Origin of the sequence: Sphingomonas sp. NFX23 (assembly GCF_049887795.1) — a bacterium.
In the GTDB taxonomy this organism is placed as follows: Bacteria; Pseudomonadota; Alphaproteobacteria; order Sphingomonadales; family Sphingomonadaceae; genus Sphingomonas.
Map to the genome: position 1 here is coordinate 36974 of NZ_JAGEKH010000007.1, position 17285 is coordinate 54258.

At 56.6% G+C, this 17285-nt stretch carries 12 protein-coding genes and 1 pseudogene; 11 read left to right on the forward strand and 2 right to left on the reverse strand.

Features of this window, described 5'->3' with window-relative positions; translation table 11 throughout:
* Window positions 1-19 precede the first annotated feature (19 nt).
* Window positions 20-907, reverse strand: coding sequence for a glycosyltransferase family 2 protein (locus tag J4O76_RS18695; protein WP_426283553.1), 888 nt, complete (start codon window positions 905-907; stop codon window positions 20-22).
* Entirely contained in the window at window positions 904-2358 is a 1455-nt protein-coding gene (locus J4O76_RS18700; protein ID WP_426283556.1) for an O-antigen polymerase, read from the reverse strand. Before J4O76_RS18700 ends, J4O76_RS18695 begins: the two co-directional genes overlap by 4 nt.
* Before the next feature lie 95 nt (window positions 2359-2453).
* Here J4O76_RS18700 and J4O76_RS18705 point away from each other — a divergent pair, with 95 nt between their 5' ends.
* The 11 genes and pseudogenes from J4O76_RS18705 (at window position 2454) to J4O76_RS18755 (ending at window position 17282) form a co-directional block, all read left to right on the forward strand.
* Window positions 2454-3650 carry a glycosyltransferase family 4 protein gene (locus J4O76_RS18705; protein ID WP_426283558.1) on the forward strand — a complete coding sequence of 399 codons (1197 nt, stop codon included), beginning with the start codon at window positions 2454-2456 and terminating at the stop codon, window positions 3648-3650.
* Window positions 3647-4723, forward strand: coding sequence for a glycosyltransferase family 4 protein (locus tag J4O76_RS18710; RefSeq protein ID WP_426283560.1), 1077 nt, complete (start codon window positions 3647-3649; stop codon window positions 4721-4723). The genes J4O76_RS18705 and J4O76_RS18710 overlap by 4 nt, the downstream gene beginning before the upstream one ends.
* A gap of 489 nt (window positions 4724-5212) precedes the next feature.
* Window positions 5213-6265: a glycosyltransferase family 2 protein gene (locus J4O76_RS18715; RefSeq protein WP_426283562.1), complete on the forward strand. Its 1053-nt coding sequence runs from the start codon at window positions 5213-5215 to the stop codon at window positions 6263-6265.
* 296 nt (window positions 6266-6561) lie between these two features.
* A complete protein-coding gene (locus tag J4O76_RS18720; protein ID WP_426283564.1) occupies window positions 6562-7602 on the forward strand; it encodes a tetratricopeptide repeat protein in 1041 nt (346 codons plus the stop codon).
* Between the two features lies 1 nt (window position 7603).
* Window positions 7604-9049 (forward strand): O-antigen ligase family protein, encoded by a 1446-nt coding sequence (locus tag J4O76_RS18725; protein WP_426283566.1) that lies wholly within the window; start codon window positions 7604-7606, stop codon window positions 9047-9049.
* Between the two features lie 72 nt (window positions 9050-9121).
* Complete coding sequence (locus J4O76_RS18730; protein WP_426283568.1) at window positions 9122-9832, forward strand: polysaccharide biosynthesis/export family protein; 711 nt, start codon at window positions 9122-9124, stop codon at window positions 9830-9832.
* Window positions 9833-9854: 22 nt separating this feature from the next.
* On the forward strand, window positions 9855-12065 hold the full coding sequence (locus J4O76_RS18735) for a GumC family protein (protein WP_426283570.1): 2211 nt from the start codon (window positions 9855-9857) through the stop codon (window positions 12063-12065).
* A gap of 68 nt (window positions 12066-12133) precedes the next feature.
* Entirely contained in the window at window positions 12134-13285 is a 1152-nt protein-coding gene (locus J4O76_RS18740) for a glycosyltransferase family 2 protein (RefSeq protein WP_426283572.1), read from the forward strand.
* Between the two features lie 14 nt (window positions 13286-13299).
* A pseudogene (locus J4O76_RS18745) lies at window positions 13300-13496 on the forward strand (IS3 family transposase); the annotation flags it as partial.
* 673 nt (window positions 13497-14169) lie between these two features.
* Entirely contained in the window at window positions 14170-15537 is a 1368-nt protein-coding gene (locus J4O76_RS18750) for a TolC family protein (protein ID WP_426283574.1), read from the forward strand.
* On the forward strand, window positions 15534-17282 hold the full coding sequence (locus J4O76_RS18755) for an ATP-binding cassette domain-containing protein (RefSeq protein WP_426283575.1): 1749 nt from the start codon (window positions 15534-15536) through the stop codon (window positions 17280-17282). The genes J4O76_RS18750 and J4O76_RS18755 overlap by 4 nt, the downstream gene beginning before the upstream one ends.
* The last annotated feature ends 3 nt before the right edge of the window (window positions 17283-17285 follow it).

The window sequence follows — 17285 nt, forward strand, 5'->3', positions numbered from 1 at the left end:
GCGTCGCGATGGGAAAGACTCAGTCATTTAGGAACGTGCGACGTAAAGCACCCTCAAGGCGTCCTATAGCGACGTTGGAATAATACGGTAACAGGTCGCGCCGCCCCTTAAATAGGGAAACCACAGCCCTCGCTATGGGACGCCCAACCCATATCGCCTGTCGTGGTATAGAGTATCCGTGCGCATGGAGGACGAACCCCATGCCTCGAGCGTAGCCACGCGCCTTGCGCAGAAGCTTCGCGTCAGGACGACCAATCACCATTTCCTCATGGTACCCGGTAATCGCAGGGTCATACCAACATGAATACCCGGATCGGATACTCCTTAGAATAATGTCCTGGATCTCACTCGACTGCCATGGGGTTGCTGCCCCGATCCCGATATCCTCATCAAAACCATCAATCGAACTCAGAACGGCTCGCTCGAAAAACACCATCCATTCGATCGCAGTCGTCCAGACATTCGCGACGTCGATCGGCTGCGCACTTACCTCGAAACGACCGTTGATGGTACGGCCGGTTTCATCCGTAGGTCGGCCGCTTAAAACAGCGCTGCCACGCTCCCGCATGGTCGCCAAGGCAGTTTCGAGGAAATTTGGCGGGTACCAGCAATCGTCGTCCGGAAACAGAATGACAGCCCCTCGCGCCGCGCGCCAGCCACGGTTGCGCGCCCGACTTGCACCGCGTTCCCCAGAGGTTGCCATGTGGCGTATTGCGAAAGGCCATTTTTGCTGCAGGACCGGCAACAACCGATCATCATCGTTCTGATCGACGACGACGACATCAAACGTAACGCCGCGTTGGGCTGCCAAGCTATGAAAAAGGCGCTCAACCTGCCAGGTCCGTCCTAAGGTCGCAACGACCAACGAGACCGCGACGTCCTCCTGCGCATTCAATGCAGCGTTCACGACGACGGCCCTCGGCTGACATGGCCTGCCATAGACAGAAAACGGTCACGCGGCATGGTTGACGATTTGATCGCCAATGCCACGGCAAGCCCGCCCAAAAACATTGGCAATGTACGAGTATCGGAGATGTACATGATCCTTATCAAATCGGTCATTCCAAGAAACACGACTGGATACAGCAAGAATCCGTAGATGCTCATGTTCTGGAATTTCCGGTGGATAATGCCGATTACCAGACCTATAAACACCATAAATATAGACGCCAGATAGAAGTTGTAGTCCAAAAACGCTGCATACAACCCACCTGGATTGTTGAACTCGGGGGACGCGTACATTTCGAGAAAGCGACTATGTAGAGTCTCACCGCCACGCGGAAATAATATTGGTCCTATGACCGGGAACCTCGTGATCCAGCCCACCGTTATTTCTGGAAATGGCGAATCACGACCATAAACAAGATAAGACCCCGATCCGTTATTGATCGCGGTAGAGAAATAGCCCGCAAACCTCTGGGATATAAAATCAAAATAGGAATCATAAGAGTACCGATAATACTGCCAACTACGATAATATTCGCCGGCGGCAAACAGTATAAAGACAAATACTATTCCAATATACGGTGCTATTGCCCGTACGGGAGAAGGGCGCCACCGATATGCAAGGGGAATGATGCCTATAGACGCCAAAGCCTCAAGCAGAGCAAGACGTTCAGATGCAAAGATGGATCTGAGAAAAACGAGGAAAAGGATAACCGCTGTCATCGTCCAAAGTCGTGGCGTGATTGTGTAGTTGGTCATTGTTGCCAACATCGATATCATCGCAAGATATATTACGCCAAGCTGCACAAAGGACGTCACCCCCGGAACACGTCCCAAAGAGTCACGCAAATCATCCGAGGCGCCGATACTACCGTTTAGCACGGCTATAACCAGCGGATAGTTCACTACGAGAGCACCAAACAGCACTATATAGGCAGCAATAGTGATCCAGCCGATGCGGACTAATATAAGTGTTGCGCGGTCACTATCGAATAAAGTTACCTCGCTCTCGCGCCGGATAACCAGGCGGCCAATCACAACGCCCAGAATGAGCATTCCAGCGCTATATATGCCAAGCCAGAATGTCGTTGATGTGACGAAATCGCGGCTCGCCCTGAATGTCCAGTAATTGTACCTATTTAGATAGGCCGAGAATCCAAATATCGGCAGAACAACGAACAAGATCGTTCGGATTGGATCCATCCACCACGCCAACGGCTGGTACAGGTTTGCGCCGAGCACCACAGCGGGACGCCATGACCGAGCCTCTCCAAAATCGTCCGTCTCGACGATGGGGCTGGGCAACGCGGGAGGAGAAGCAATACTCATTGACGGTTCAGACCAAAGGCTGTCGGTTGGCAGGCGGAAACGCCATGGCTCTAGGCCTTGCGGCGCACAACGCAAGGGCGCCATGACCGACCAGGATAACGCCATATCACCTCGAGCATTGGCAGTCTCGCCTTAATCCTCTAGAGCCGCAGCACATAGACCGTGCCTGCCACCAGGCCATGACAGCTGAAATAAAGATGAAGATAGCGATAATTCACGATTGGTTGGTAACCTACCGCGGCGGCGAACGCGTCGTTGCAGAGCTTATCAAAATGTACCCGGATGCTGACGTTTTCAGCACCGTCGATTTTATGAACGATAAAGATCGTCATATTCTCCAGGGCAAAACCCCAAAGACATCATTTATACAAAGATTACCGTTCGCTCGCAAGCATTACCGGATGTATTTGCCGTTGATGTTAACCGCGATCGAACAGTTTGATCTGACCGATTATGATCTTGTTATCAGTTCGAGCTCGGCTGTCGCGAAAGGCGTAATTACCGGACCTCGCCAACTTCACATTTCTTACGTCCATAGCCCAATTCGCTACGCGTGGGATCTTCAGCACATCTATCTTCGCGAAGCCGGACTGGATAAAGGAATGCGCGGGCTGTATGCGCGCGCGCTTCTCCACTATGTGCGGATGTGGGATCAGCGTACGGCCAACGGCGTCGATCACTTTGTAGCTAACTCACGTTTCATTGCGGCCAGAATAAGGAAGACTTATCGCCGTACGGCAGAAGTGATCTACCCCCCGGTTGATACGGATACGTTTACACCTGTGACACAGGCACGGGAGGACTTCTATCTTACCGCTTCAAGTTTGGTTCCGTACAAGCGCGTTCCCATGATCGCTGAGGCATTTGCGGCGATGCCAGACAAGACCTTGGTCGTAGTCGGTGACGGACCCGATATGGCGGCATTAAAGAAGATCGCGGGACCTAACGTTCGCGTGCTGGGATATCAGTCCCACGGCGAGTTGCTTCAACTATTCAGGACCGCGCGTGCCTTCGTCTTTGCGGCGGAAGAAGATTTTGGCATCATGCCCGTTGAAGCGCAGGCTTGTGGCCTACCCGTGATCGCTTATGCTCGAGGTGGATCGCTAGAAACTATCAGAGGACTGGATCACGAGACGCCAACGGGTGTCTTTTTTCCGGAACAGACGATACCCTCTGTCATACAAGCCGTGCGTGCATTCGAAGCAAACGCCGATCGCTTCGATCCTCACAATATTCGGACAAATGCGTTGCGCTTCTCCACGGAAAAGTTTCATCAACGCTTTCGAGATGCAGTAGAGCGGCAGTTAATCGGTCTTGATTACAATTCTACAGATATAACTCAAACGCCATTGCTCGACGAAGGCTCGGCCAGATGATGGCGCGGCGTACTCTACCGTTGATCGTCAATGGCCGCTTCCTGACCCAGCGTGTAACCGGGGTACAGCGTTACGCAATTGAGGTAACCCGTCGCTTAAAAGTCCTGCGACCGGACTTGCGCGTTCTTACCCCTAAAGGCGTGATCCATCACGAAATTGCGCGCGAACTGGGCGCCGAGAGAGTCGGGCGGTTGCGAGGCCATGCTTGGGAGCAGCTTGAATTGCCGTGGCATCGGCGTGGCGCAGGGTTAATAAACCTCTGCAATGCCGCCCCAGTTACGGTCACAAAACAGATTGTGACAATCCACGATTGCGCTCCCTTTGCTGTTCCAGAAGCATATTCTCGTGCATTCACGCAGTGGTACCGGTTTATAACGCGCCAGATCGGTCAGCGCGCGCGCCATATTTTGACAGTATCGCACTTTTCCGCTGGGGAATTGAATCGCTATTTGAAAATAGACCCAGCGAAGATAACGGTAATTCCTTTAGGCCGGGAGCATGTGTTTGCATGCGATGCCAGTTACGATGCCATCGAACGGCATAAATTGGGTAACGTCATATTTTTATTAGCGGTTGGCAGTCATAGCCCCCACAAGAACTTCGCAGCATTAGTGACGATAGCTGAGAAACTAAACAATGCCGACTGCCGCTTTGTTATCGTCGGTGGGGCTGATCCACGTGTGCACGCTAGTGACCCCACGGCACTTGACGAACGGGTGATACACGTCGGAGCCGTATCGGATGCCGAACTACGCGCCCTGTACGAAAACGCTGCTGGATATGTTCATCCCGCCTATTATGAAGGATTTGGTCTGCCGCCACTGGAGGCGATGGCGCTTGGTTGTCCTGTATTAACGTCGAGAGCAGCGGCGTTGCCCGAAACATGTGGCAATGCCGCAGCCTATTTCGATCCCTTTGATATGACTGACATGGTTACAGCTACACAACGCTTTCTCGCCGATGCCGCTCATCGCGCGGGTCTGGCGCAGGCCGGACGCGAGCGGGCTCAAATGTTTTCATGGGATGAATGCGCTCGGGCAATCCTGGAATCCGCTGAGGCCAATCTTGCGTAACCGTAGGCTTCGAGCGTTGCATGCGACCTTTCGTTCAGGTCGCCCTTACATTAAGATCGCGGGCATGAATCGTGCCCCGTTACCGTTTATCGCCCTGTTGGCATTCGCAATTTATGCATCGCCTGCGACAGCGCAGCTCCTTGACGATCGTGTCGTTGGTGACCAACGCATCTGTATCTACGTAGGCTCTGATCAGACTGCGGATGGGCAGTCTGTACCGCGAAGCAGTATTCTTCCCGCCGCACAGCCGTGTCCCGCCACGGCACCGTATGTTGACCCGAACCGGCCGGTTCCAGGCAACGCTGCTTTAACGGGCGAAACCACGGAAAATAATCAACGTCGCTGTACCTACACACAGGGTGGTGTCACTTACCAGCTTATGGTGCCCAACACCCGACGGTGTGCGATGACCCCAGATTTGCTCGACCGGGTAGACGGCGATACCGATAATATCGTAGGCAAGCAGTCAGTGTTAGGACAGCCCTGACCATGCCCCCTGTCCAGACCAACGCCGCTAGTGATCTCCCCCGCGTCTCTGTTGCGCTGGCTACGTACAACGGCGCCCAATACATTGATGCACAGTTGAATAGTCTGGCAGCTCAAACGCTTCTTCCGGCCGAACTTGTTGTTAGCGACGATGGGTCTAGTGATGACACATTGGCTATCGTCCGTACGTTTTCACTACGCGCGCCCTTTCCAGTGCGTATTGTCGACAAAACGGCGCGCCTGGGCTTCGGCGACAATTTCCTGTTTGCGGTAGCGCAATGCCAGTACGATGTGATTGCTCTGTGTGATCAAGACGATGTCTGGTTACCGGATAAGCTACGTCAGGGTGTACGGCGGCTAGTGGCTGACGACAGCTTGATGTCGCTGCATAGACTGACCCTGACCGACGCCTTACTCGCGCCGATCGGCATATGGGATCAAGGTATCACCGCCGATCGCACATATGAGCCCCTGGAACTCGATCCGTGGTCGGGCTGGGGCAATACAATGATTTTTCGGCGGAGTCTCGCTACACTGGTGCCGCCTGGTCAACGCCCGCGCCAGCCCGAAGCTAACCGCCCTTTAACGCACGATATCTGGCTTTATATTCTGGCCGCGGGTCTTGGCAGAGTGTCACACATAGTCGAGCCGCTTATTCTTTATCGCCAACACGGCGGTAATGCCTTAGGCATGACCAAGCCTCGTTTGGGTACGCGGTTGCGGACAATGGCAACTGTGCCGGTGGAGAGTTATCGCGAACGCGACGTATTTTTCGGCGCGCTAGCTACAACGTTCGACGCATTATCTCGCCATGCTGACACTACGCTCGCAGCTCGCGCCGAAGCGGCCGCAGCGCGCTACCGTATAAAGCAGGGCCGCGCGCGGCTTCGTGCCCGGATCCATGATTGCGCCAGTATCCGCGATCGCGCAGTGGCTTTCTGGCGTCTTTATGCTGTCCGCAATGCGGCAGATCACAGCCCGGTAACCGCGGCAAGCAAGGCTTCGATAGCAAAAGACGTCGTGCTGGGGGTGACCGGTTGGGGGCGCCACGTTTGAGCTCTATCAGCTTCCATGCGGCATCGGGTCTCATGGCGGTGTAAGACATTGCCGGCTTTCCCAGCGCCGGCAGTGGCATACGGCGATCGTACCGCGTAGAAAGAAGAATGTTGCTAAGAATCCGACCGATCGCTCGCGTAAGCGCTATCCTTTTTGTTGGGGTAATGTTGGCCGTCTTCGTCCTTGGCGTGACGCTTGACAGGATAACCGCACGCCCGAAGCCACAGATTGCGCTAGTGTGGAACCCTGGAAGCGCTGATGCAAATGCCCGTGCAGGACGATTGCTGCTGGAGCACATGACGGCCGGGATGAAAGAGCAAATACGCTCTTACGGAATGCGTTCACTTACCCGCCAGCCCGTCAACGCCGCTGCGCCGACCTTATTGGCTATCGTAGCAAGCTTGGACGGGAAAAATCAGCAGGCTGAACGCCTAGTCCGCTACGCTGAAACAATGTCGCGTCGAGATGTTCCTACCGAAATGTGGCTGATTGAACATAACGTTCAGCGGGGCGATATCCCAAACGCTTTAGTTCATTACGACCGTGCACTGAGGACCAACGATCAAACGCGCGAGATTTTGTTTCCCATTTTGAATCAGGCGGTTTCCGATCCCGAAATCGCTCGGCCTATGGCCATGTTCTTGGCACGCCGCCCGGTTTGGGGCCGCCCTTTCATGACGCAATATATCCCCGTCAGCACGTCGCCAAACGCGCTATATACCTTTGCCAGAGGGCTGAAGCTGGACCGTGCGCCAACCCCCGATCCGACAATGCTCCAGGCAATTGAGAAACGTCTCGTGGATCTATACGCCTACCAACAGTCGGCAGCGCTTTACAATCGAGCGCACGGACTACCGGCTGATGATCGCACGCCGATCCGCAATGGCGGTTTCGAACAGCCAGGCAATTGGGATCCATTTGACTGGAACCTTATCGACGATGAGAACCTTGCCGGCCTTCGCCAACCCAATCCAACAGCCAAAGGCGGTACGGCGTTGTTTCCGTTCGCGGCTAATGGTCGCGGTGGCGACGTGGCGGTACAGTTAACCCTCCTGCCGCCTGGAAATTATGCGATCACAGCACACGTTGGCGGAACCCGCGGAGATCCGTTGGCCTTTCCTCAACTCGTCGTACGGTGCGCTCGTGATGGTCGCGAGGTGCTCCATGCTGCATTCCCACCGTCGCCTGATACCGGTCAATCATGGCGCGTTGGCTTTACGATCCCGTCCAATTGTACGGCACAACGCATCGTCGTTCGCGCGGCTAGCGGTATCGACGGTCAGGTCACAGCACCCTGGATCGATGATATTTCTGTACGACCGCTAGGAGGTCGATAATATGTCTCTTGATCGCTCACACCGACGCTCCGCCGCGCCCGGTCGCCCTCGTAGACGGACGAAATGGCCCGTCCAACTGCCTGCAAACTGGCGAGCAGAGATCGATTTCATCCTGCTATCAGCACTCCTAATTTTAGTAGCATTAGGCGGCGGGTCGGCATTTGCTGATACCATGTCGCTTTTGTACGTCCGCCTCGCTGCGGTGGTTACGATGGTCGCCTTTTTGCTAACTCCGGCTCGGCCAGATTGGCACACCTACCGCGCACCGATACTGATGCTGGCTGTACTGGCAGCGATCATAGCTGCACAGCTCGTACCGTTACCGCCATCTATCTGGGAAACGCTACCTGGCCGCGAGCCCTACCTAGAAGCGGCTCGTGCGCTCGGCATCCCGCAGCCCTGGCGCCCCCTGTCGCTTACCCCTGACCTGACCGCGAACAGTTTAGCGACTTTGATCGTACCGGCAGCAGTGCTCCTTGGGGTCACCAAACTCGCCGCTCATCAGCGTGAGCGCCTTCTACCTGCTTTCATCATACTGTGCTCCGTGAGCATGGCCCTCGGCATTTTGCAGCTGGGTAGCGGCCATCAGTCGGCCCTTTATTGGTACAAACGCACCTATCCGGGGACAGCAGTCGGTCTACTCGCCAACCGCAACCATCAGGCCGCAATGCTCGCCGTATTGTTCACAGCGCTCTACGCGTGGAATCAGCTGCCTGTGCGCGATCGGACCTGGATGCGATGGCGTACAGGGATTGCGACAACCTTAGGCATTGCCGTCATTCCAGTCCTGCTGGCTACCGGCTCACGAGCAGGAGTTCTGCTCGCCCTGTTCAGCATTGCTGTTGCTATTTTCGCTTTCCCCGTAAACCGTTCGCGTCCGGGGGCTATAGCCAAAAATAACAGGCTGATCCGAACGGGCATCATTTCCCTGCTCGTCGTAATCGCCATCGCAACTTGGCGTTTCGGCCGTGCTCTATCGATTCAAAGGCTTCTGGGCGGTGCTCCTAACGTCGAAGAGGACTTGCGCTTTCGCTACGCACCGCTCGTGTGGGACATCATCCGCAAGACATTTCCAGCAGGCACTGGATTTGGCAGCTTTGATCCCATTTTCCGGCAGTACGAACCCGACGCCATTCTTAAGAACACGTATTTTAATCACGCCCATAACGAGCTGTTAGAGCTTGTTATGACCGCAGGATTGGCAGGCGTCGCATTACTCGGGGTCTTTCTTTCATGGTGCACGCTTAAGCTCGTGGCTGCGCTAAGGGACAAAAGTAACAAGCGTCGGTATCAGGATACCATGCTTGGCCTGACGATGATCGCTGTATTTTTGCTCGCGAGTCTCGTCGATTATCCACTACGTACGCCGCTACTTCAGTCATGGTTCGCGATCGCATGCGGATGGCTGTGTACCGCCCGCCAGGCACAGCGGTCGGAAGCTGGATGACCACACATTGCCGTTTTGCCCAAAGGCTTGTAGGCGGCACCTCAATGATCAGGGTCGGTTAGGTACTGCGTCGTGAAGTCATACTTGAAAATGATATGGGCTAGTGGTTTCATCCTGGCCACGGGATGCGCTGAGCAAAAATTTATCGGCCGACCGGGGGTCACGTTAGCTGAGCAGGTCCCACTGCCAGAACCAAGTGCGACCGATTTGGTTTCCAGCCCCCGCCCGTATGTCTTGGGGCCATTCGATCAGGTTTCGGTTGACGTCCTTGGCTTGCCTGAATTTAGCCGTACCGTTACGATTGACCGAAGCGGCAATATCTCGCTCCCGTTAGTGGGTCAGATCGCAGCTTCCGGAACGACCCCTATCCAACTCGGCGCCGCAGTGGCCCAGCGACTGCGTAACAACCATGTCCGCGCACCGCAGGTCAACGTGAACGTTACGCAGGTAGTCAGTCAGGTTCTGACCGTTTCCGGGGCAGTCCGCGCACCGGGTCTCTATCCCGTAACCGGCCGCATGACGCTCATGCGGGCGATTGCACGAGCGCAGGGCACCAGCGATTTTGCACGGGAAAACTACATACTCGTCTTTCGCCGCGTTGATGGTCGTGACGTTGTCGGCTTGTACGATCTACGCGCTATCAGGCAAGGCCTCTACCCGGATCCAGAAGTGTTCGCCAACGACGTGGTTGAGGTCGACGAATCGAGCGCCCGGCGGATCTTTAGTCTCGCCCTGCAATCCTCGGGCCTCATCATCGCACCTTTGGTTGCGGTCCTGAACTAACGAACCGGTAAGGTACGTAACGATGAATAATTTTCAGTTCCAGCCGGTTGGTCCGAATGGTTTAGCGACTGTTCCCGAGGTGTTGATTGAGGGTGATGGCGTGCGCGAGAAGCGCTCGCTCGTGTCCGAATATCTGTCGATCGCAAAACGCCGCAAGTGGTTGATCTTAGGAACAATCGTTGCGTTCGTTATTGGCGGGCTCTTAGTAACTTTGTTCACTACGCCGCTCTACAAGGCAAGTGCGACCTTGGAGATCCAACGTGAGAACCGGAACTTTGCCGACGTCAAGGGGACAGATCAGGCGCAAGCCGCGACTGATAACGAGTTTTACCAGACTCAATACGGACTGTTGAAATCACGCGCCTTGGCTGACCGCGTTGGACAATCGACGCGGTTAAGCGAAGACCCTGCGTTTTTCGAGCATTTCGGTATCACGCCGCCTGAAACGTTGTTCGAAAACCGACGCCCAGTGCAGACCGCAGCCGCCCGAAACGCGCGCATCAAGGCTGCAGGTAGCTTGATCCTTGCGAATATGACCGTCGACCCGGAACGACTGTCGAGGCTGGTAGAGATTAGCTTCAGCAGTCCTGACCCTGATCTATCGCGACGCGTGGTCAATGCTTGGTCGGAAAACTTCATTCAATCGACGCTGGAACGTCGTTTTTCTGCGACCTCCTATGCGCGCAACTTTCTTGAGGATCGCCTCAAGCAATTGCGAAACCGTATCGATGAATCGCAGCGTGCGTTGGTTGCGTACGCCTCCCGCGAAAACATTATCAGCATTCCCGGCACGACCGATTCTAACGGGCAAACGTCAGGTGAACGCTCCTTGGTGGTCGACGACCTCACCAGCCTCAATCGCGAACTCAGTGCAGCGACGGCGCAACGCGTGCTGGCCGAGAGTCGACTGCACACGGGAGACGTTGCCAAGGAACAGCTAGACAACGGTGCGAGCAGCACCTTGCGGGCGCGCCGAGCAGAACTGTCTGGTGACTACGCGCGAATGATGCAGCAATTCGATGCGGGCTATCCTCCCGCTAAAGCGCTACAAGCCCAAATCCGAGCACTCGACGCGTCGCTGCGCTCTGAAGACAACCGCGTCTCAAACGTATTGTCTCAAAACTACCAGGCAAGCCTGCGTCGCGAGCAACAGCTGCAAAGCCAGGTAAAGCAACTTACCGGTCGCGTTCTCGACTTTCGTCGTCGTAATATTCAATACGACATCTTACAGCGCGAAGTTGATACAAATCGCCAGCTCTATGACGCATTGCTACAACGCTACAAGGAGATTGGTGTAGCCGGGGGTGTAGGCGTTAACAACATCGCTATTGTCGATAGCGCTGAAACGCCAAGTCGCCCCGCTAGCCCGCGGCCGTTGCTTAACCTCGCCGTCGCAATGCTCTTAGGCCTGGTTGTTGGTGTCGGTATTGCACTGCTGCTTGAGCAGGTGGATGAAGGCCTCGCTGATCCAATCGAAGTGCAAGAAGCGCTGGGGCTGCCGCTCGTTGGCGTCACCCCCAAGCTGACTGGTGAAACATTAGAGGCGGCGCTGGCCAACCCTAAATCGGCTCTTACGGAAGCATACGCATCGATCGTAGCAAATTTGGGCTTTGCGACGTCGCACGGCATTCCAAAGACATTAGCGATCACCAGCTCGCAGGCGGCAGAAGGCAAAAGCTCCTCCAGCTATGCACTGGCCCGGCTGATCGCTCGGTCTAACAAGAACGTATTGCTAATCGATGCTGACATGCGCTCACCGTCCATACATGCGCTCATCGACCAGCCGCTGGGCGAGGGACTGAGTAATTATCTGTCCGGTACCGACGATTTAAACCGCCTGATGCGTGGGACAGACATCGGCACGCTGTCTGTTGTCACAGCCGGCCCACAACCGCTCAGCACGCCTGAATTGCTCGGGAGCGACCGATTTGCGCAGTTGATGACGCTTGTTAGTGCCCAATTCGATCACGTGCTGATCGATCTTCCGCCTGTGATGGGATTTGCCGATGCCCCACTTATCGCAAGTCAGGTTGAGGGCACGGTTGTCATGATCGCCGCAAATAGCACACACAAGAACGTCGCGCGCCTAACGGTAAGTCGTCTTCGTAAGGCGCATGCTCACCTACTGGGTGGTGTTTTGACTATGTTTGACGCGAAACAAGCAAGCTATGGCTACGGCTATGGTCATGGCTATGGCTTTGATTACGGCGACAAAAATAAGGGTCAGAGTTAATCTGATTGGTGACATTTTTTGTTTCAAATGTGGTCAAACGGATTCACGCATGACCAACGGAGTACGTCATGTGTAACAACGACCACATTGCTATTATCGACGTGCTTGTCCCAGCTTACAATGCGGAAAGAACGATCCTCGAAGCACTTACGTCGATCCAGACCCAAACTATTGCCGATATTCGCATAATTGTCGTCAACGATGGCTCGACCGACCGCACAATAGATATTGTTCGGTCGGTAGCCGCGAATGATACCCGTATTCTGGTGGTAGACCAACCGAACGGCGGTATTGTTGCTGCACGCAATCGACTCATAGACTTAAGTACCGCGCCTTATATCGCTATGCATGATGCAGACGATATCTCTTTTCCTGATCGACTCGATCGTCAGCTTTCTTTTCTTACTAGCAATCCCGACTGCATCGCGGTCAGCGGTAACGGCTGGCACATAGACGATAACGGACGTCGGTCAGGCGGTCATTCTACTTTTGGTGGAGACGTACGTCCTGATCCGTGGGCGATGCCGGCTGTAGAGCCTTATTTACCCCAAACGTTTGTCATGATGCGACGAGATGCGGTCATTGCTATCGGTGGCTACCGTGAAAGGACCAATGCCGAGGATACCGATTTGTATTGGCGCCTCTTATCAATAGGCCGGTTGCATAATCTTGTAGATATCATCGGTGAAATCCGAATGGGCAATTCTAGCGCATCAAGTGCAGCGGCTGCCAACGGTCGGATCTCGGCCATCAGTTCCCAACTAGCGGCGATATCCAGGCAACGTAGCCTAGAGGGTAAACCGGACGTGAGCATTCCGGCTCCTACCTATCGAAAGCTTAACGGGGCTTCGACAATAAGCGAGATGGTTACCTTACTTTCTGCTTATTTAACACGGGATGAAACTGCTTATCTACAACACTCTACGGCGGCAAAGTTACTAGAACTGGCGAGCTATCGCCCTTACTTGCTAACCATAGATGATTGTTCGTCGATTCATGCAGCGCTGGCACCGGTACGCAAGGCAAGTTCCTCACGTGAACGAATGCTGCTTGTTTATCGCCAAGCTCATGTTTTGCAAAAACTCTTAACAAACCGTCGATGGAAAGAGGCACGAGCTCTCCACGCATCGCCGTTGGTCTATACAAGCTTACTTCCGGCGCTGGCGAGCCGGCAGGTCAAAGCATTGATGCAGCGCGTTCGGCCGGACTTGGGCGGTTGAATTGTGCGCTCGTTACGAAAATGTTGTTTACCGCCGTCCTGCATCGCGACAAGATAGCGTGCAGCATGGACGGCTGCGGCGCTTCGCGCGACAATGTGTTCGGCGAGCGCCTGTGGCGTTCCGTGAAATACGAGGAGGCCAACCTGCAGGCTATGGCGTGGTTAGTGAGGCCCGCGCCTCGATCAGCCGCTATCAGTTCTTCTACGACGGGTGAGGCCAGCACTCGTTGCTTGACTGCAGGACATCCGATCAAAGCTACTTTAACCGACCGGTTCTAGCAACGGCATGAAACCGGTCGACGCTTCCATGTCGTAATCGCGCTGGGCTGTTTAGGTAAACCGAGCAACCCCTGCCAACAAGACGTACCGCAATAATTGACGTTGCGCGGGCTGCGGTCACTGTAGGACACGGCTTGTAACCTGTTCCAAGATGAGCGATTGAGCTTACGGGGATAGGTAACTGAGACGCAGGATGCCGTCACGCGCTGGGGAGGCGCCTATGACGCGTTCGGTGCCTACGGCCCCGGGGGGATTGGACTTGCAAGCGTCATGACGAGCTGGATGGCTGGTGTCGGCCGGCATTGCTGCATTGGGGAACAGCACAAGGGACTGATTGCTGGCGGGGTGGTCACAGGACTGACCCTGCTCGTAAGCACAGCGTCAGCCCACGCCTTTTCGCCTCAAGCCGCGCCCCCCCCGGCGGGGTCTTTGGTGGTCGACCCGCAACAAGGCGCAACCCCCCGCCCCTTACCGCCTGCCGCGCCAACGCTGCCACTCCAAATTCTGCCGGCGGTGCCGACGCCGAGCCCCACCGGCCCGATTGTCGTTCTTCCCACCGCGCCCGCCGTCACGCAGCTTTATAGCAGCCGGGTTGATCCCTCCGCTATGCCCGCACCCGAACCGCTCGGACTAACGCAGCAGGGTGGGTTGCCCGGTCCAAGCGGCGATCCGCTGCGGATCGACCCCCTCAACGACCCGATCCTGGCGATCGCACGTAGTGCGGCACCCGTAACGACATTCAATCATGCAATCGCAGAGGCAGTGGCACGCAACCCGGCGCTTGGCGAGATTGAGGCGCAGGCAGATGAGGCTGATGCGGTCCGCCGCGAGACGCGTGAGCGGGCGCTGTTCCCCACAGCCGACCTGTCGCTGACCAGCTTCCGGGTCATCAGTCGTGCCTTTTCCAATGACCCGGGCAACGTTCTGGAACGATCACGTCCACGCGAGCGGACTGATGGCTTGGTCCGCATCCAGCAGCCGGTCATCGACTTTGGCGCCAGCCTCAATCGCATCCGCGCTAGCGAGGCCCGACTGGAAGCAGCGCGCGCCGACATCGAGGACACTAGCAGTCAGGTTGCGCTACAGGCGGTTTCGGCTTGGTACTCGGTCTACGGCTACCGCGTATTGGTGCGTCTCGCTGGCGCGTACTCGACGACCCAACAAGAGTTGCGCCGCGCGGTGGAGACTCGAGTCCGTCAGGGTGCTACCGCCCCCGCTGACGTCGCCCAAGTGGACAGCTACATCGCCTCTGCCGATGCGCAGCGTGCCGATTTCCGGCGTCAACTGCTGAACGCGGAGGCTCAGTATGCAGCTGTGATCGGAGCACCACCCCCGGCGGACCTCGCACGCGCGCCGGTGCCTTCGCTCGACGGTATCGTCCGCGAGGGACTTGCCGCCAATACCGACAAACTGCCTGCGGCACGTTCGGCGCGGCTTGCAGTTACTGCTGCCCAGCGCGATGCCAAAGCGCTGCGCGCCGACCGGCTGCCCCAACTCGGCGTCTCAGTCGATGCCGGGCGCTACGGCGTGATCGAGACTAGGCGTGATTATGATGTGCGTGGCAGCCTCAACCTCACCATGCGTATCGGAGGCGGCGCCGGCCCCCGTGTCAGCCAGGCCGAGGCGCGAGTGGCGCGCGCCGACGCGCGGCTCAGCCGCACTCGGATCGAACTTCAGCGCGATGCTGAGATTGCATTATCCGACGTGGCGGCGCTGGAGGACTCGCAGAAGGCACTGGAAATCAACTACCTCGCCAGTCGCCGTTCACGCGATGCACTCGTCGAGCGCTTTCGGGTCGCGCGCGGGACGGTGTTCGAACTGCTTGGTGCGCAGAGCAACTATTTTGGAGTAGCGGCACGCTACGTCCAATCGTTGATCGAGCTTGATTCCGCTCGCTACGCTCTTCTCGCCCGGACCGGTAGGCTGTTGCCCACGCTGGGGATCGACCCTAGTGCGTCGGAGACCCTGCGATGACCGTTTACCATTCTGCTGACGGGGAAACCGATCTTGTCGCCCATCCGCGCCCGCGTTTCGCGCCGTGGCTGGTCGAGCCGATGCTGCGTAACAAATCGACCTACATCAAGGTCGCGTTGGCGGCGGCGATGATCAACATCTTCGGACTCGTGACCTCGCTCTTCACAATGACCGTTTATGACCGCGTCGTCCCTAACAGCGCCTGGTCGTCGCTGACCGCGCTGTCGATTGGCCTTATGGTCGTCATCGTCTTCGACTTCCTGCTCAGAGTGCTACGTGCCTATTTCACCGATCTCGCTGGTGCCGATATCGATCACGACATTGGCGGACGGGTATTTCGAAGATTGATCGCGATCCGGCTTGATGAGAAGAAGGGGTCGACCGGTGCGCTGACCGGCATGATGCGCGAGCTCGAGACACTGCGCGATTTCTTCGCGTCGGCCACAATGACCGCGCTGGTCGATGTGCCGTTTATTGTCGTGACGCTGGTGTTTATCGCAATCTTGGGCGGAATGATCGTGTTCGTACCGCTCGCCGCCATTCCGGTCGTGATCGGTGCGGGCATTCTGACCCGCCCTGCGATGGATCGCCTCTCTGCGCGATCAATGAGTGAGGGGCTCGCTAAGCAGGGGGTGCTGGTCGAGACAGTTGGTGCGCTCGAGATGGTCAAGTCGGCGGGTGCAGGACGTCTCCTTAGCCAACGCTGGCGCAAGGCGATGGAAAGCCATTCGGATAGCTCCACCCGTTCGCGGCTGGTGTCGACCATCGCTACTACCGTTGCGTCGTCGGCAAACACCCTGGCCTACGCAGGTACCGTGGTCGCGGGTGTGTTCCTGATTGACGACCATCGCCTGACAACCGGCGCACTGGTTGCCTGCTCTATCCTGTCGGGACGCGCGGTGCAGCCGCTCGCGACGATTGCTTCGCTTCTCTCGCGACTGTCGGCGACACGCACCGCCTACAAGCAGATCAACACGATGATGGAAACCGGCTCTGAAGAGGCGGCAAAGACTGCGCTCCGCCCAGCACGGATCGACGGGCGGATAGAGCTAAGGGGAATCGAGTTTCGTTATCCCGGCGCGGCCGAAAAGACGCTCGATGGGCTCGACCTCGTAATCCCCGCCGGGCAGCGAGTGGCGCTCCTTGGCAAGGTCGGCTCCGGCAAGTCGACCATAGCGCGGCTTATCCTCGGCCTCTACCAGCCCCAGGCAGGCCTAGTCATGATCGACGGCACCGACGTGCGTCAGTATGACGCCGTCGCTTTGCGAAGCCTCATCGGCACCGCGATTCAAGACAGCGCTCTGCTCAGTGGCACTGTACGGGAGAATATCGTCCTCGGTCGACCGGGAATTGATGATATGGAGATGCTGCGCGCGGCTGAACTCTCGGGCACACATAGCTTTATGGGCCGGATCGCGAACGGGTACGATTTGAAGCTTGCCGACCGCGGTGAGGGGCTATCGGGCGGGCAGCGTCAATCTATTGGACTTGCTCGCGCGCTTGCAGGACGGCCGCAGCTCCTGATCTTCGACGAGCCGACCAGTGCTATGGACAACGTCACCGAGGCGCAGCTCATCGCCCGGCTGGAAGCTGAGCTGAAGGGCCGCACGTTTCTTCTCATCACCCACCGTCCGGCGCTGGTGCGGCTGGTCGAGCGCGTTGTCGTTGTGGAGGCCGGCAAGGTCGTCCAGGATGGTCCGCGGGACGCCGTTCTTCAGGCGCTCCAGCGTCGCGGCCCGGCCTGAGGC

Excerpts from the sequence above, each read along its gene's own strand:
- J4O76_RS18705 (WP_426283558.1), top strand. The coding sequence starts at position 2,454 with ATGACAGCTGAAATAAAGATGAAGATAGCGATAATTCACGATTGGTTG.
- J4O76_RS18725 (WP_426283566.1), top strand. The coding sequence starts at position 7,604 with ATGTCTCTTGATCGCTCACACCGACGCTCCGCCGCGCCCGGTCGCCCT.
- J4O76_RS18740 (WP_426283572.1), top strand. The coding sequence starts at position 12,134 with ATGTGTAACAACGACCACATTGCTATTATCGACGTGCTTGTCCCAGCT.
- J4O76_RS18755 (WP_426283575.1), top strand. The coding sequence starts at position 15,534 with ATGACCGTTTACCATTCTGCTGACGGGGAAACCGATCTTGTCGCCCAT.
- J4O76_RS18700 (WP_426283556.1), bottom strand. The coding sequence starts at position 2,358 with ATGGCGCCCTTGCGTTGTGCGCCGCAAGGCCTAGAGCCATGGCGTTTC.
- J4O76_RS18710 (WP_426283560.1), top strand. The coding sequence starts at position 3,647 with ATGATGGCGCGGCGTACTCTACCGTTGATCGTCAATGGCCGCTTCCTG.
- J4O76_RS18750 (WP_426283574.1), top strand. The coding sequence starts at position 14,170 with ATGCCCGCACCCGAACCGCTCGGACTAACGCAGCAGGGTGGGTTGCCC.
- J4O76_RS18715 (WP_426283562.1), top strand. The coding sequence starts at position 5,213 with ATGCCCCCTGTCCAGACCAACGCCGCTAGTGATCTCCCCCGCGTCTCT.
- J4O76_RS18735 (WP_426283570.1), top strand. The coding sequence starts at position 9,855 with ATGAATAATTTTCAGTTCCAGCCGGTTGGTCCGAATGGTTTAGCGACT.
- J4O76_RS18720 (WP_426283564.1), top strand. The coding sequence starts at position 6,562 with ATGACGGCCGGGATGAAAGAGCAAATACGCTCTTACGGAATGCGTTCA.